Below are 13,857 nucleotides of genomic sequence, written 5' to 3'. Positions count from 1 at the left end.
GCGCAAGCGCGGCTCAACGCAGGCGCGGGCAGTCGGGCGCCTGGGCACGCACCGGCGGCGGCACGGCGCCCGCAGGCGGCGGCGCCACCTCGGCAAGCGCCCCGAGAACGCCGGTCAGCGCGAGGCGCACGGGCTTTCGCGTCCGCTTCTCGGTGACGGGCGGCAAGCCCGCGAGTGCGGCGCGCACGGTTGCCGGGCACACGGTCTCGACGGTGCCGGCAAGGAGCACCCGGCCGTCGGCGCCCGGCGAAAGCGTGGCCTCAAGGCGCGCGACCTCGCCCGTTCCGTCAGCGATCACCAGCTCCCGCACCTCGGCGGTGCCGCCGGCCGCCCAGGCCGCGACCGACCGCACCGGGCCGGAGGCAGCAAGGTCGATCGCGGCCGAGACGGAAACGGGGTCGCCGCGGCCCATGCGCACGTCGCGGCCGGAAAGGACGAGCTGCGCCTGGACGGGCAGCGCCGCGCCGGCGCCCGCCGCCGCGGCCGGCGTCTCGCGCACATGCGCCTCGAAGGCGGCTGCGCGCACGGGCACCGGCACGAAGCCGAGACGTAGCACGGCATCCTCGAACACCGCCGAGGCGCGCGCCACGCGCCCGTCGGCGAACCGGAGGCTCGCTTGCGCCGACGGCGCCTCGACCTCGGCGCCGAGGCCCGCAAGCCGCGGAATGGCCAGCCGAAGCCGCGGCGACGCGAGGTTCAGCACCTGCCGGTCGACGCGCCAGGGCTGGCGGTTGACGACGAGCGAGTCGACGGCAAGCGCAGCTTCGGTCGCGACATCGCGGTAGGCGAGTGCCACCGGCCCCGTTCGCGCCTCGAGCCGGTAGGGGAAGCCGCCGACGTGCACCAGGGTGCCGGGCGGAAGCACGCCGCGCACGGCCGCCTCGAGCCGGTCGCGCCACTCGCTCCAGGCAAGATACCAGGCGCCGATGCCGAGAAGGAGCGGCACGAGCGTCGCCCACAGCGGAATCCGGCGGGAGGGCCGCGGGCCGGTCATGCCGTGCGCACCGTGGCAGTCACCGGGTCGGCGTTGATCGCAGCATGCACGCGCGCCTCCATTTCGTCCTTCGACAGGCCCGGCGGCACCTCGGGCAGGAAGGCAAGCGTGACCGTGCCGGGCCGCTTCACGAGCCCCTTCGGCCACAGCCGGCCGGAATCGAGGGCGACAGGCACCACGGCAAGGTTGGTCGCCTGGTAGAGGCCGGCCAGCCCGGCCTTGAGGGGAGGGGCAGACCCCACGGGAACCCGCGTGCCCTCGGGGAAGATCAGGATGGGCCGGCCCTCCGCGATCCGCGCGCGCGCCTCGCGCAGCAGCCGCTTCATTGCCGCCGTGCCGCGGCTGCGGTCCACGCCGATCGAGCCATGGCGGCGGGCAATGAAGCCCCAGACGGGGATCTCGAGCAGCTCCTTCTTCATGACCACCGCCGGCGCCTCGAACAGGTAGAGCGTGAGATAGGTCTCGAACGCCGACTGGTGCTTGAACGCGACGAGGCAGGGATGCTGCGGCACCGCGCCCCTCACGACGAGGCGCACGCCGGCCAGCACCCGCGCGCACCAGACGAACCAGACCGCCCAGAGATGCGCGCCCCGGCGCAGCAGCCGGGCGGAGACGGGTGCCATCGCGGCCGTCGCCAGCGCGAGCGGGACCGTGCCGCCAAGGAAGACCAGTGCGAAGAGGAGCGAGCGGAGCCGCGTCATGCCGCAAGCAGGAGCAGCCGGCCGCGGGCTGCCAGATACTTGAGATACTCCCGCCACAGCCGGGGAAGATCGGGGTTGGAGGGCACGGCATCGATGACGAGCGTCACGCCCTCGGGCAGGCGGGCGGCGATCTCGAGCCGGGCCCGGCGGGCATGGAAGTCCGACGTGACGAGCCGGACCGAGCGGAACCGGTGCGCTGCGACCCATTCGGCAACCTCTTCCGCGTTTGCCCGCGTGTTCTCGGCGGCAAAGCCGAGATCGACCCGGCGGAACCGCTCCGGCGAAAGGCCCATTGCGCGGCGCAGTTCCTCCGCCCGGACCCGGCGGTCCACCCCGGAGACGAGCAGCCGGCCTGCTAGGCCCGCCCGCAGCACCTCGGCCCCCCGTGCCAGGCGGCCGGTGCCGCCCGTCAGCACCACTGCGCCATCGGTCACGAGGCCCGCCGGCGCAGGGCCGGGCAGCACGGCGGCAAAGAGCAGGAAGCCGACGCCGATGCCGGCGAGCGGCACGAGGATGAGCAGCGCCACCGCGCGCCAGCCCAGCCGGATGCGCCGAAGCACGCGACGACGGGATGCTGCGCGACCCACGCGGCCATGCCCTAGCTCCCGGCCTGGACCCGCGCAATGCAGGCACCCGGCTTGCCCTTGCCCAACCACAACATGTGGGGTATTCATTCGCCGGATGCGGCTCGAATGCCCCAGTTGTGGGAGCGGCTACGAGGTGCCAGACGCGCTTCTGGCCCCTGTCGGGGAGGCCGGGTCAAGGCGGGTGCGCTGCCGGGTGTGCCGGTCCGTGTTCGCCGCGCCGACCAGCGAGGTCCAGAGCCCGGCCTGGCCGCGGCGTTGGCGCGCCGTCGTCCGTCCCGCCGTTGTTGGAGGTCTCGCTGCTGGCTTCGTCGTCGGCGCAGTTTCGGCTCTGGTGCTCGATCCGGCGGGCACGGCGCGGCTCGCCGCGCGTGCCGACATGCCGCAGCCGGCTGCGGCTGCCCTCCTGGCGCTTGCCGACATTCCCCTGCCGTGGACGGCGGGAACGCCGCTCCGCTTCGCCGTCTCGAGCCGTGCCGACGCCCTGCCCGACGGCGGCCGGGTGATCGAGGTCTCGGGCGAAATCCTGAACCCCACGGCACGGACCGAGCGGATCCCGGCCCTGGAACTGCGTCTCGTCGACCGCACCGGGCTCACCTTGGAGCGTCGGCCGCTCCGCCCGGGCGCTGCCGAGATTCCGCCCGGCGGCCGGCTTGCCTTCTCCACCGTCGCCCTCGCCCCGCCCCCCGGGGCGACTGGCGCGAAGGTTGCGATCGGCGGCGCCTTCCTCGACCGGCTCTAGGCGCCCTCCTCGCGCGGGCTCGTCAATGCGGCGGTTGCCGCGGCTCGCGCGTCGGCTAAGGAGGTGCCGACCAACGGAGGAGGACGATCCATGGAGTTCGAATATTCGCCGCGAACCAAGGAGATGCTCGAGCGGCTGCGGGCCTTCATGGACGAGCACATCTATCCCAACGAAGCCCGCTACGAACAGGAGGTCATGAGCGGCGAGCGCTGGAAGGTGATCAACCTCATCGAGGAGCTGAAGCCGAAGGCGCGAGCCGCGGGCCTCTGGAACATGTTCGTGCCGCCCGTCCACGCCGGAGCGCCCGCCGTCCACGAATTCCACTTCGAGGGCACGCCGCTTACCAACCTCGAATATGCCCCGCTTGCCGAGGAGATGGGCCGGGTCGGCTGGTGTTCCGAGGTGTTCAACTGCTCGGCGCCCGACACCGGCAACATGGAGGTGCTCGCCCGCTACGGAACGAAGGAACAGCAGGAGCAGTGGCTGAAGCCGCTCGCCGCCGGCGAGATCCGCTCGGCCTTCCTCATGACCGAGCCGGCGGTCGCCTCGTCGGACGCGACCAACATCGAGACGTCGATCGTCCGCGACGGCGACCACTATGTCATCAACGGGCGGAAGTGGTGGTCCTCGGGCGTGGGGGACCCCCGCTGCAAGATCGCGATCGTGATGGGCAAGACCGACCCCACCGCGCCCCGCCATCTCCAGCAGTCGCAGATCCTCGTGCCGCTCGACACGCCGGGGATCACCAAGGTCCGGCCGCTCCACGTCTTCGGCTACGACGATGCGCCCCACGGGCACTTCGAGGTGCTGCTCGAGAATGTGCGCGTGCCGGCGGAGAACATCATCCTCGGACCCGGCAGGGGGTTCGAGATCGCGCAAGGGCGCCTCGGCCCTGGCCGGATCCATCACTGCATGCGCTCGATCGGGGCGGCCGAGCGCGCGCTCGAGAAGATGGTGAAGCGGCTCAAGTCCCGGGTCGCGTTCGGCAAGCCCGTCGCCGAGCAGGGAGTGTGGCACGAGCGGATTGCCGAGGCGCGGATCGCCATCGAGCAGGCGCGCCTGCTGACCCTCAAGGCCGCCTGGATGATGGACACGGTGGGCAACAAGGACGCGAAGACGCTGATTGCCATGATCAAGGTCGTCGCGCCCAACGTCTCGACCCGGATCATCGACCTGGCGATCCAGGCCCATGGCGGCGGCGGCGTCTGCCAGGACTTCGGCCTCGCCTCGAGCTATGCGGGGCAACGCACCCTGCGGCTTGCCGACGGGCCCGACGAAGTCCACCGTCAGGCGATCGCGAAGGACGAGCTCCGCCGCTACAACTGACGGGCGGAGCGCGAGGGAGGGGCCGGCGAGCGGACGCCGGCCCTCATCCCTTGCCCCGCGGGGTCAGGCGGCGCGCAGCCGGCGGCGGCGGACGATGACGCCGACGAGGCCGAAGCCGGCGAGCATCATGGCCCAGGTGCCCGGCTCGGGCACGGCGGCAGTGACGGCCGGCCGGCTGTCGATCCGCTCGGGAAGGTTGGCCACCTCGATCCCGCCGATCTTCCACGGGTCGGAATGCAGGACAGGGGTCGCGGACGAGAGCGCCTCAACCGCGAGCGCGGGCGAGGTGGCAGCAAGGGCAAGGGCGGCGACGGCGAACGGCTTCAGCATGATGCGACTCCTCTCCTGTACGCACCGGACAGCCGCTAACCATGAACTGTCGCCCCGGTCAACCCGGACGCAGCCAATTCCTGTTCCTTTCACAAGAGTTTAACGCAACGCCGCAGTGCAGCACGGCTGGTCGGCCCTAGGGCACGGTTCGTCGCTCGGAAGGGCGCACAAGCTGGACTGGCGATCGCCTCGGCCGCGGGCTAGGAGCTCCCGATGGCGCACCTCGTCGAGGTCCGCACCGGGCGAGTCGAGACTCGCAACGGTCACCGCACGGCCTATGCCAAGGCCCCGCGCGACGGGCCCATCGCCGTCACGTCGTTCGGGCTTGACGGCGACGAGGTCGGCAACCGCCGGGTCCACGGCGGGCCGGACAAGGCGGTCTATGTCTACGCGGCTGCCAACTACCCGCGCTGGCGCGCGGACCATCCGCACCATGCGGCACGTCTCGTCCCCGGCGCGTTCGGCGAAAACCTGCTGGTGGACGGGCTCGACGAGGCGGAGGCGCATGTCGGCGATCGCTGGCGGGCCGGGACGGCGCTTCTCGAGATCTGCCAGCCGCGCCAGCCGTGCAGCACGCTCGCCCGCTGGTTCGGCGATCCCGCGATGGTTGAGGCCATGGTCAGGAACGGGCGCTCGGGCTGGTACTGCCGGGTGGTGGAGGAAGGGGTGCTTGCCGCCGGCGACTCGCTGATGCTCGAGCATCGGCCGCAAGGGGCCTGGTCGATCGCCGCGGTCCTCAAGGCGAGCTACGCGCCCGCAGGCGCGGACGAGCTCCGGGCGCTCGCGGGCGCGCCCGGCCTTGCCGCGAGCTGGGCGGCATGGGCTGGGCGCGCGGCACGCGCGCCGGCGCCGAAGCCGCTTTGATCCCTCCGGCCGGCGCTTGCGAGAACGGGGGGCGTAGGCCCGGCAGGACTCGAACCTGCAACCAGACCGTTATGAGCGGTCGGCTCTGACCATTGAGCTACGGGCCCGCGCGGTCCATGCGCGAGCCTGCAACGGGTGGCAAGAAAAAGGGCCGGGGGAGCGTCGCTCGACCCCGGCCCGAAGTCTGGTCGGTTCCCCAGGGAGGGAGGGAGGGAGGATGGGACCCGACCGCTCCGGGTGCCTCGGGGAGGAGGAGGCCCGGAGTGCGCTGCATCGCAGCAACGGCCCCTATCTAAGTCCGGACTTTTCGTTGTGCAAGTGCGAAAACGGCGCGCCACCCATGCGCTGAGAGAATGGCTTGGCGCTAGCCATCGCCAAGATTGGCAGGGGTCATCCGCTCGAGGAGGAAATCGCGGAGCACGCCTACCCGGACCGAGCCCTTCAGTTCGGAGGGATAGACGAAATAGGTCTGGAACACGGCGCCCACCTGCTCGGGCAGCAGCACCTTCACCCGCCGCGACGGCGTGATGAGATAGGAGGGCAGCGCGGCGATCCCGGCGCCAGCCTCGACGGCCTGCAGGATGCCGGCAGACGAGTTGACGGTGAGCGCCGGCTCGCGCGGCGGGCCGTCGTGCCCCAGTTCGAGCACCCAGTTGATGCCCCGCAGATAGGCGGGCGCCGAGGGGCCGTAAGCGATCAGCCGGTGGCCGGCGAGATCCTCGGCCGACTTCGGCTCGCCCCACTTCGCGAGATAGTCGGGCGAGGCGCACAGCCGATGGCGGATGGGGGCGAGCGGGCGCTGGATGAGGTCCGCCTGGGTCGGCTTCTGGAAGCGGATGGCGCAGTCGGCCTCGCGCCTGGCAAGGTCGATCTCGTTGTCGGAGAGGATGAGGTGGATGCGGATGTCGGGGTAGAGGTCGAGGAACTCGGCGAGCTTGCCCGGAAGCCAGGAGGAGCCGAAGCTGACCGTGGTGGTCAGCCGGATCTCGCCCGTCGGCCGGTTGCGGGTCTGCTCGATTCCGCCCTTGGCCCGCTCGATGGCCGACGCGATCTCCTGGGTGGTGCGGTAGAGCTGCTCGCCCTCGTGGGTGAGGGCGAGACCGCGCGCATGGCGGTGGAACAGCTTCGCCCCCAGCTGCTCCTCGAGCGCGATGATCTGCCGCGAGAGCGCAGGCTGCGAGAGCTTCATCCGCCGCGCACCCTCGGTGAAGCTGCCGGCCACCGCGACGGCGTGGAAGAGGCGCAGCTTGTCCCAGTCGAGCGGCATCAGGCGGCAACACCGAGGTCGCGGGTCTCCGCGTGCCCGGCGAGGAAGCGCTCGGCCTCGAGGGCGGCCATGCAGCCCATCCCGGCCGAGGTCACCGCCTGGCGGAAGACCTTGTCTCTCACGTCTCCGGCCGCGAACACGCCCGGCACGCTGGTGGCGGTGCTGTCGGGGCGGGTCAGGATGTAGCCGGCATCGTCCATCTCCAGCTGGCCGCGGAACAGGCTGGTCGCGGGATCATGACCGATCGCGACGAACAGCCCGTCGGCAGCGAGGCGGCGGACCTCTCCGGTCCGGACGTCCCGGAGGTGGACGGCCGCAAGCGCAAGACCATCCGCGGTCGCCTCGAGCCGGTCGACGACCGCGTTCCAGACGACCTCGATCTTCGGGTTGGCGAAGAGACGGGCCTGGTTGGTCTTGTCGGCGCGCAGGCTGTCACGGCGGTGGACGAGGGTGACGCGTGCGGCAAAGTTGGTGAGGAACAGGGCTTCCTCCACAGCCGAGTTGCCGCCGCCGACCACCACCACCTCCTTGCCCCGGAAGAAGAAGCCGTCGCAGGTGGCGCAGGCCGAGACGCCGCGGCCGCGGAGCTGGTCCTCTTCGGGCAGGCCGAGCCAGCGCGCCGTCGCGCCCGTGGCGATGACGAGCGAGTCGGCGAGGAGTCGCCCGCCGCTGTCGAGCTCGACGGCGAACGGCCGGCGCGACAGATCAACGCGGACGACCACGTCGGCCACGAGATCGACACCGAGCGCCCTGGCATGGGCTTCCATGCGCGCCATGAGATCCGGCCCCTGCACATGGGTGTCACCGGGCCAGTTCTCGACGTCGGTCGTGATGGTCAGCTGGCCGCCCGGCTGCAGACCCTGCACGAGAACCGGCGCAAGCGCGGCCCGCGCGGCGTAGATGCCGGCCGTGTAGCCGGCCGGGCCGGAGCCGATGATGACCAACCGCGCATGGCGGGGTTCCGACAGAGACATGCCCGTTCTCCTTCCAGAGCGCGGCGCGTGACGCAAGCGGCCCGGCTTGCGCAACCCTTGTTCATGTTGCGCAAATGTCGTCCCCGACATAAGCAGTGGCATGCATGCTGCAGTGCCACAGGTCTCGCTCGACACCATTGACCGGCTGATTCTCGCCAACCTGCAGGAAAACGGCCGGATGACGAACGTGGAGCTGGCGCGCCGCGCCGGGCTCACGCCACCGCCGTGCCTGCGCCGGCTGCGCGCGCTCGAGGAGGCCGGCGTGATCGAGGGCTACCATGCGCGGCTGTCCGCCACCGCCCTTGGCTGGCCGATCACCGTGTTCGCCATGGTCTCTCTGAAGAGCCAGGCGGAAGCCGACCTGCGCGCCTTCGAGGCCCACGTGGCAGAGCTGCCCGAGGTCCGCGAGTGTCACATGCTGAACGGCGGGATCGACTTCATCCTGAAGATCGTGGCGACCGACCTGCCCGCCTTCCAGACCTTCCTCACCACCCACCTCACCTCGGCGCCGAACGTCGAGAGCGTCCGCACCTCGCTCACCATCCGGACGTCGAAGTCCGTCCCCGGCATCCCCGTCCTGGTCTGATGGCGCGCCCCCCGCGCCGCACGCGGCCCGGGCGCGGAGGCTCCGCCCGAGGTGCCGCGCAGCCACCCGCGAAGGCCCGTGCGGCAGGGCCGTCGAGGCCGCCTCAGCGCACCGAGGCAGGGCCCCGCCAGCGCAGCACGGGGGCGAAGGCTCCCGCGCGGAACGCGGAGCCGGCTCCGCCGGAGCGGATCGCCAAGGTCCTCGCGCGCGCCGGGGTCGGCTCGCGGCGCGACGTCGAGCGGCTGATCGCCGCCGGGCGGGTCGCGCTTACCGGTGCGCCCGTCACGACTCCAGCAACCCTCGTCACCTCCCTCGAAGGGCTGACGGTGGACGGCCGGCCGGTGCGCGCCGCGGAGCGGACCCGGCTCTTCCTGTTCCACAAGCCGGCCGGATTCCTGACGGCCGCGCGCGACCCGGCCGGCCGGCCGACCATCCACGACATCCTGCCGCCCGACCTTCCCCGGCTCATGCCGGTCGGCCGGCTCGACCTCGCGACGGAGGGCCTCCTCCTTCTCACCAACGACGGCGCGCTGAAGCGGCGGCTCGAGCTTCCGGCCAGCGGCGTGCCCAGGGTCTACCGGGTACGGGCGCTCGGGCAGGTGACGCAGGCCGCGCTCGATGCGCTCGCGCACGGCCTCGAGGTGGACGGCGTGCGCTATGGCCCCGTCGTCGCCGAGATCGACCGCAGGGCCTCTGCCGGCTCGGCGAACGTCTGGCTCACGATGCGGCTTGCCGAAGGCAAGAACCGGGAAGTGCGCCGGCTCTGCGAGGCGCTCGGCCTCAAGGTGAGCCGCCTCATCCGCACGGAGTTCGGGCCCTTCCGGCTGGAGGGCCTGGCACCCCGGGCCGTTGTCGAGGTCCCGGCCGCGGAGATCGCCCGGCTGTTCCCGCCGCGCGCCCGCGGGCTCGCCCGCCCGGAGCCATGATCCGCATCATCGCCGGCCGCTGGCGCTCGCGGCCGCTCGAGAGCCCACCCGGCCTTGCCACCCGCCCCACGGCCAGCCGCGCGCGCGAGACCCTCTTCTCCATGCTCGTCTCGCGCCTCGGCAGCCTCGAGGGCCTCGCCGTCCTCGACCTCTTCGCCGGCGCGGGTGCGCTCGCGCTCGAGGCGCTGTCCAGAGGCGCTGCCGAGGCGGTGCTCGTCGAGACCGCGCCGGCTGCGGCGCGCGCGGCGGAAGCCAACATCCGCCGGCTGGGTGCCGAGGCGCGGCTGCTGCGGCTCGATGCCACGCGCCTGCCGGCCGCCCCCCGCGCCTTCGACCTCGTGCTCCTCGACCCGCCCTACGGCCAGGGCCTTGCGGGTGCCGCCCTGGCCTCGGCCCTCGCGCGCGGCTGGGTGGCGCCCCACGCGCTCGTCGCCTGCGAGACGGCGCGCCACGAGGCGCTTGCCGTCCCCGGCCTTGCGCCGCTCGCCGCCCGGCCGGTGGGCAAGGCGATGCTCCATCTCCTCCAGCCCCTTCCGGTCACTCCTTGAGTTCGCTATCCGTTCGCGGGCGCATGGCGAGCCTCCCCGAGCCCGATCGGCCCTGGCTTCAGGGCCTCAACCCGCCCCAGCGCGCGGCCGCGACCCTGCTCGAGGGGCCCATGCTGCTGCTTGCCGGCGCCGGCACGGGCAAGACCCGCGCGCTCACCGCGCGGCTCGCCCACATGCTTGCCACGCGCGCAGCCTGGCCGAGCCAGATCCTTGCCGTCACCTTCACGAACAAGGCCGCACGCGAAATGCGCGAGCGGCTGCGCGAGCTCGTCGGCGACGCGGTCGAGGGCATGCCCTTCCTCGGCACCTTCCACGCAACGGCCGCCCGGATCCTCCGCCGCCACGCCGGTCTCGTCGGGCTCACGCCCAACTTCACCATCCTCGACCCCGACGACGTCGAGCGCCTCCTGAAGCGCGTCATCGCCGAGGCGGGGCTCGACGAGCGGCGCTGGCCGGCGAAGGGCCTCGCGAGCCTCCTCGACCGGTTCAAGAACGCCGGCAAGCTCCCCGCCGACCTCGACGCAGCCGACCTCCACGCCTTCGCCGACGGTCGCGCCGGAGACCTCTACGCCCGCTATCAGGCGGAGCTCCGCGCGCTCGACGCCTGCGACTTCGGCGACCTGATCCTTCACCTGCTCGCCATCTTGCGCACCCACCCGGACGTGAAGGCCGAGTGGCAGGCGCGCTTCCGCCACATCCTCGTCGACGAGTTCCAGGACACGAACGCGGCCCAGTACCAGTGGCTGCGCGCGCTCGCGGCGCCATCCGAAGGCGGCACCGCCACGCTCTGCTGCGTGGGCGACGACGACCAGTCCATCTACTCGTGGCGGGGCGCAGACATCGCAAACATCCTCCGCTTCGAGCGGGACTTTCCCGGCACCCGGGTGATCAGGCTCGAGCAGAACTACCGCTCGACCGGCCACATCCTCGGCGCCGCCGGCGGCGTCATCGCCCGCAACCGCGGCCGCCTCGGCAAGACGCTCTGGACCGAGGCCCGTGACGGCGAGCCGGTCGAGGTCGTGGCGGTGTGGGACGGGCCCGAGGAAGCGCGCCTCGTGGCTGAGCGAATCGAACGGCTCCAGCGCGAGGGCGCGGCGCTGTCCGACATTGCCATCCTGGTGCGCGCCATCTTCCAGACCCGCGAGTTCGAGGACCGCTTCATCCAGATCGGGCTGCCCTACCGCATCGTCGGCGGCTTCCGCTTCTATGAGCGCGCCGAGGTGCGCGAAGCGCTCGCCTACCTGCGCGCCACCCTGTCCCCTGCCGACGGCCTTGCCTTCGAGCGCATCGCCAACACCCCGCGCCGGGGGCTGGGCGAGAAGTCGCTCGCCCGCCTTGCCGCCTTCGCCCGCGCCTCCGGCCTTTCCCTCCAGGCGGCGGCCGCAGCGCTTGCCGAGACCGACGAGCTCCCCGGGCCGGCGCGCAGCGGGCTGCGCGGCCTCGTTGCAGGCCTCCGGCGCTGGCGCGAGCTTGCCCCCTCGCTTCGCCCGCCTGCGCTTCTCGACCTCGTGCTCGACGAGAGCGGCTATCGGGCCATGCTCGAGGCCGACCGTTCGGTCGAGGCTGCCGGGCGGCTCGAGAACCTGAGAGAGCTGGCCCGCGCCATGGAGGAGTGGCCGGACGCGGAGAGCTTCCTCGAGCATGTGGCGCTCGTGATGGACAATGAGCGGGACGAGGCCGGCGAGAAGGTCACGCTGATGACGCTGCACGCCGCCAAGGGGCTCGAGTTCGGCCACGTCTTTCTGCCCGGATGGGAAGAAGGGCTCTTCCCCTCGCAGCGGGCGCTCGACGAGGGCGGCGAGGCAAGCCTCGAGGAGGAGCGCCGGCTTGCCTATGTCGGCATCACCCGTGCCCGCCGGCGGGTGACCATCCTCCACGCTGCCAACCGCCGCGTCTACGGCCAGTGGACCTCCTCCCTCCCCAGCCGGTTCGTCGCCGAGCTTCCCAACGAGCATGTGACCCGCGTGACGACGATGACCGGGGGCGCGAGCCTATGGCGCGCGGCCGTCATGGGCGAGGACGACCCGTTCGCGCATCTGGCACGGAGCACCGGCCGCGGCCCCGGCTGGAGCCGCGCCGCAGCGCAGCCCCGGCACGACCGCACCATCGAGGGCCGGGTGCTCGCATCGACGGTCGGCCGCGCGCCCCGCGCCGACATCGCGGTCGGAGGGCGCGTCTTCCACCAGAAGTTCGGCCCCGGCACCGTCACTGCGAAGGACGGCAGCAGGCTCGAAGTCGCCTTCGACCACGCGGGCACGAAGATGGTGATGGACGACTTCGTCGAGCCGGCCGGCGGCGCGGCCTAGCGCGGCGGGAGCGACGCGAGCGAGGGGTCGAGGAGGCGCACCGTCAGCCGATACTCCCCGCCGTTGCCGTTGTTGTCGCCGATCTCGATGATCCGCGTGCCCGAATCGCGCGCGCTGAACAGCAGGATGGAATTGAGGCCGTCCCAGCCGTCGTCATTCTCCCCGTAGGTCCGGCCGCCTGCATCCGCGTTCTGGTCCCGCACCCAGAGGATGGTGTCGAACGAATCGCTCCGGGCGGCCACGAGGTAGGTGGCGCCCCCCTCCACCTGGAGCGCCCAGCGGTCCTTGACCGTCACGCCCCTGTCGGGCTCCGGCCGGAGGCGTCCGGTGACCGTCTGGCCCACGCTGATCCGGCGCACCGGGATGGGCCGGGGCGCCTCCGTCTGCCGGACAAGCAGGGTGAAGGGGCCGGAGCCCGATTCCGCGCGCACGACGACGAAGCTTCGCCCGGCGGGAACGACGGTCTCGAGGCGCGGGTCGAGGTCCCGCGGACCGTCGAGATTCTCGGCCACCCGCACCAGCCGGCCGCCCTCCTGCCGGCACAGTTCGACTGCGGGATCGAAGCCGCTCCCCTCCACGTCGATCCGCAGGCCCGTTGCCGCCCGCGTGTCGATGGCGAAGAGCAGCATCTCGCGCGAGGACGCGAGCGCCCCGCGCCGGCCTTCCACCCGGTCCCGCGCCTGTGGGTCGAGCCGGATCACGCGCTCGGCCGCAACCCGGGCCTCCCCCACCGAACAGGGCTCGGAGGCCATGGCCGGGCCCGCCACGACAAGCAGAACACAGGACAGAAGCCGCATCCCGTCTACTCCCCTTTCGACCCTCCCAAGGCTAATCCACCAGCCAGCGAGGGTCAAAGACCGGGAGCGGGCGATGGCGGGAGCGCAGTCGGTGGAGGGTCTGGTCGCGCTGGTGACGGGTGCTGCCTCGGGCATGGGGGCGGCAACGGCGCGGCTGTTCGCCGAAGGCGGGGCCTTCGTGGCCCTTGCCGACATCAACGCCGATGGCATCTCCGAACTCGCCTGGCAGCTCGGCGAACGCGTGCTCGCCTTCCCGCTCGATGTCGCCGACGCGGATGCCATCGCCCGGGTCGTCGCCGAGATCGGCCAGTGGCGTGGGCGCATCGATGCCCTCGTCAACAACGCCGGGATTGCGGGCTTCATGGCCCTAGACGCTCCCGATTATGACGCCTTCTTCGCCCGGATGCTCGCCGTCAACCTCGTCGCCCACCAGCGCATCATCCGTGCCGCCCTGCCCTATCTCCGCAAGTCGGCGCACCCGCGCATCGTCAACATCGCCTCGACCGAGGCGCTGGGTGCGACCGCGCTCGACAGCGCCTATTGCGCCGCCAAGGCGGGCGTCACGGGCCTCACCCGCGCGCTCGCAGTCGAGCTCGGCAGGGAGGGGATCACGGTCAACGCCATCTGCCCCGGCCCGATCGAGACGGCCATGACCGCCGCCATCCCCGAGGAGGACAAGGCGACCTACGCCAGGCGCCGCACCGCGCTCCGCCGCTACGGCCGGCCGGAGGAAGTGGCGCACCTGACGGTGGCGCTCTGCCAGCCCGGCGCGTCTTACATCACCGGGGCGACCATCCCGGTCGACGGCGGCCTCATGGCCCGGAACGCCTGAGCGCCGGCGCTTTCCCGCCTCGGCTGCCGGTCTCGGCCCCGGCCCTTTCCCCGTCTCTGCCCCCGTCGGGCCCCGCGCCC

14 protein-coding genes, 1 tRNA gene and 2 pseudogenes are annotated in these 13,857 nt (G+C 72.2%); 9 read left to right on the top strand and 8 right to left on the bottom strand.

What is annotated here, in order from left to right; all coding sequences use genetic code 11:
* Positions 1-13 precede the first annotated feature (13 nt).
* Genes H3H34_RS01165 through H3H34_RS01155 form a run of 3 tightly spaced genes read right to left on the bottom strand, consistent with a single transcriptional unit; the run spans position 14 to position 2,255 of the window.
* On the bottom strand, positions 14-994 hold the full coding sequence (locus H3H34_RS01165; protein ID WP_194743440.1) for a hypothetical protein: 981 nt from the start codon (positions 992-994) through the stop codon (positions 14-16).
* Positions 991-1,695 carry a lysophospholipid acyltransferase family protein gene (locus tag H3H34_RS01160; protein ID WP_194743439.1) on the bottom strand — a complete coding sequence of 235 codons (705 nt, stop codon included), beginning with the start codon at positions 1,693-1,695 and terminating at the stop codon, positions 991-993. Before H3H34_RS01160 ends, H3H34_RS01165 begins: the two co-directional genes overlap by 4 nt.
* Positions 1,692-2,255, bottom strand: a complete 564-nt coding sequence (locus tag H3H34_RS01155; RefSeq protein ID WP_328830906.1) for a YdcF family protein — start codon at positions 2,253-2,255, stop codon at positions 1,692-1,694. Before H3H34_RS01155 ends, H3H34_RS01160 begins: the two co-directional genes overlap by 4 nt.
* On the opposite strand from H3H34_RS01155, the pseudogene H3H34_RS14090 reads away from it, so the two are divergent.
* The 3 genes and pseudogenes from H3H34_RS14090 to H3H34_RS01145 form a co-directional block, all read left to right on the top strand.
* A pseudogene (locus H3H34_RS14090) lies at positions 2,188-2,487 on the top strand (MJ0042-type zinc finger domain-containing protein); the annotation flags it as partial. The gene H3H34_RS01155 and the pseudogene H3H34_RS14090 overlap by 68 nt on opposite strands.
* Before the next feature lie 126 nt (positions 2,488-2,613).
* Complete coding sequence (locus tag H3H34_RS13435) at positions 2,614-3,021, top strand: DUF3426 domain-containing protein (protein ID WP_235945227.1); 408 nt, start codon at positions 2,614-2,616, stop codon at positions 3,019-3,021.
* 90 nt (positions 3,022-3,111) lie between these two features.
* Complete coding sequence (locus H3H34_RS01145) at positions 3,112-4,347, top strand: acyl-CoA dehydrogenase family protein (protein WP_194743436.1); 1,236 nt, start codon at positions 3,112-3,114, stop codon at positions 4,345-4,347.
* A 63-nt stretch (positions 4,348-4,410) separates the two neighbouring features.
* On the opposite strand, the pseudogene H3H34_RS13430 reads toward H3H34_RS01145, so the two are convergent.
* Positions 4,411-4,512: pseudogene (locus tag H3H34_RS13430) on the bottom strand (PEPxxWA-CTERM sorting domain-containing protein); the annotation flags it as partial.
* A 378-nt stretch (positions 4,513-4,890) separates the two neighbouring features.
* Here H3H34_RS13430 and H3H34_RS01135 point away from each other — a divergent pair.
* On the top strand, positions 4,891-5,541 hold the full coding sequence (locus tag H3H34_RS01135) for an MOSC domain-containing protein (RefSeq protein ID WP_194743434.1): 651 nt from the start codon (positions 4,891-4,893) through the stop codon (positions 5,539-5,541).
* Between the two features lie 34 nt (positions 5,542-5,575).
* On the opposite strand, the gene H3H34_RS01130 is transcribed toward H3H34_RS01135, so the two are convergent.
* From H3H34_RS01130 to trxB, 3 genes are all read right to left on the bottom strand, one after another.
* A tRNA-Ile gene (locus H3H34_RS01130) sits at positions 5,576-5,648 on the bottom strand.
* 257 nt (positions 5,649-5,905) lie between these two features.
* A complete protein-coding gene (locus H3H34_RS01125; RefSeq protein ID WP_194743433.1) occupies positions 5,906-6,808 on the bottom strand; it encodes a LysR family transcriptional regulator in 903 nt (300 codons plus the stop codon).
* Entirely contained in the window at positions 6,808-7,782 is a 975-nt protein-coding gene (trxB, locus tag H3H34_RS01120; protein ID WP_194743432.1) for a thioredoxin-disulfide reductase, read from the bottom strand. Before trxB ends, H3H34_RS01125 begins: the two co-directional genes overlap by 1 nt.
* 100 nt (positions 7,783-7,882) lie before the next feature.
* Between trxB and H3H34_RS01115 the strand changes: the two genes are divergently transcribed.
* From H3H34_RS01115 to H3H34_RS01100, 4 genes are read left to right on the top strand one after another with little or no spacing between them, the layout of a single operon-like run.
* A complete protein-coding gene (locus H3H34_RS01115; protein ID WP_194743431.1) occupies positions 7,883-8,368 on the top strand; it encodes an Lrp/AsnC family transcriptional regulator in 486 nt (161 codons plus the stop codon).
* Positions 8,368-9,294, top strand: a complete 927-nt coding sequence (locus H3H34_RS01110; RefSeq protein ID WP_194743430.1) for a pseudouridine synthase — start codon at positions 8,368-8,370, stop codon at positions 9,292-9,294. Before H3H34_RS01115 ends, H3H34_RS01110 begins: the two co-directional genes overlap by 1 nt.
* Positions 9,291-9,842, top strand: a complete 552-nt coding sequence (gene rsmD, locus H3H34_RS01105; RefSeq protein ID WP_207790712.1) for a 16S rRNA (guanine(966)-N(2))-methyltransferase RsmD — start codon at positions 9,291-9,293, stop codon at positions 9,840-9,842. The genes H3H34_RS01110 and rsmD overlap by 4 nt, the downstream gene beginning before the upstream one ends.
* Positions 9,843-9,865: 23 nt before the next feature.
* Entirely contained in the window at positions 9,866-12,148 is a 2,283-nt protein-coding gene (locus H3H34_RS01100) for an ATP-dependent helicase (RefSeq protein ID WP_194743429.1), read from the top strand.
* On the opposite strand, the gene H3H34_RS01095 is transcribed toward H3H34_RS01100, so the two are convergent.
* The gene (locus H3H34_RS01095; protein WP_194743428.1) at positions 12,145-12,900 is read right to left on the bottom strand and encodes a hypothetical protein; all 756 of its coding nucleotides are present in this window, start codon (positions 12,898-12,900) and stop codon (positions 12,145-12,147) included. The genes H3H34_RS01100 and H3H34_RS01095 overlap by 4 nt on opposite strands.
* 118 nt (positions 12,901-13,018) lie before the next feature.
* Between H3H34_RS01095 and H3H34_RS01090 the strand changes: the two genes are divergently transcribed.
* Complete coding sequence (locus H3H34_RS01090; RefSeq protein WP_194743427.1) at positions 13,019-13,777, top strand: SDR family NAD(P)-dependent oxidoreductase; 759 nt, start codon at positions 13,019-13,021, stop codon at positions 13,775-13,777.
* Positions 13,778-13,857: the final 80 nt, after the last annotated feature.

The sequence above is a fragment of the Thermaurantiacus tibetensis genome (genome assembly GCF_015354055.1).
In the GTDB taxonomy this organism is placed as follows: domain Bacteria; phylum Pseudomonadota; class Alphaproteobacteria; order Sphingomonadales; family Sphingomonadaceae; genus Thermaurantiacus; species Thermaurantiacus tibetensis.
Note: the sequence above shows the minus strand (reverse complement) of the source record. Positions and strands in the feature narration are given on the sequence as shown.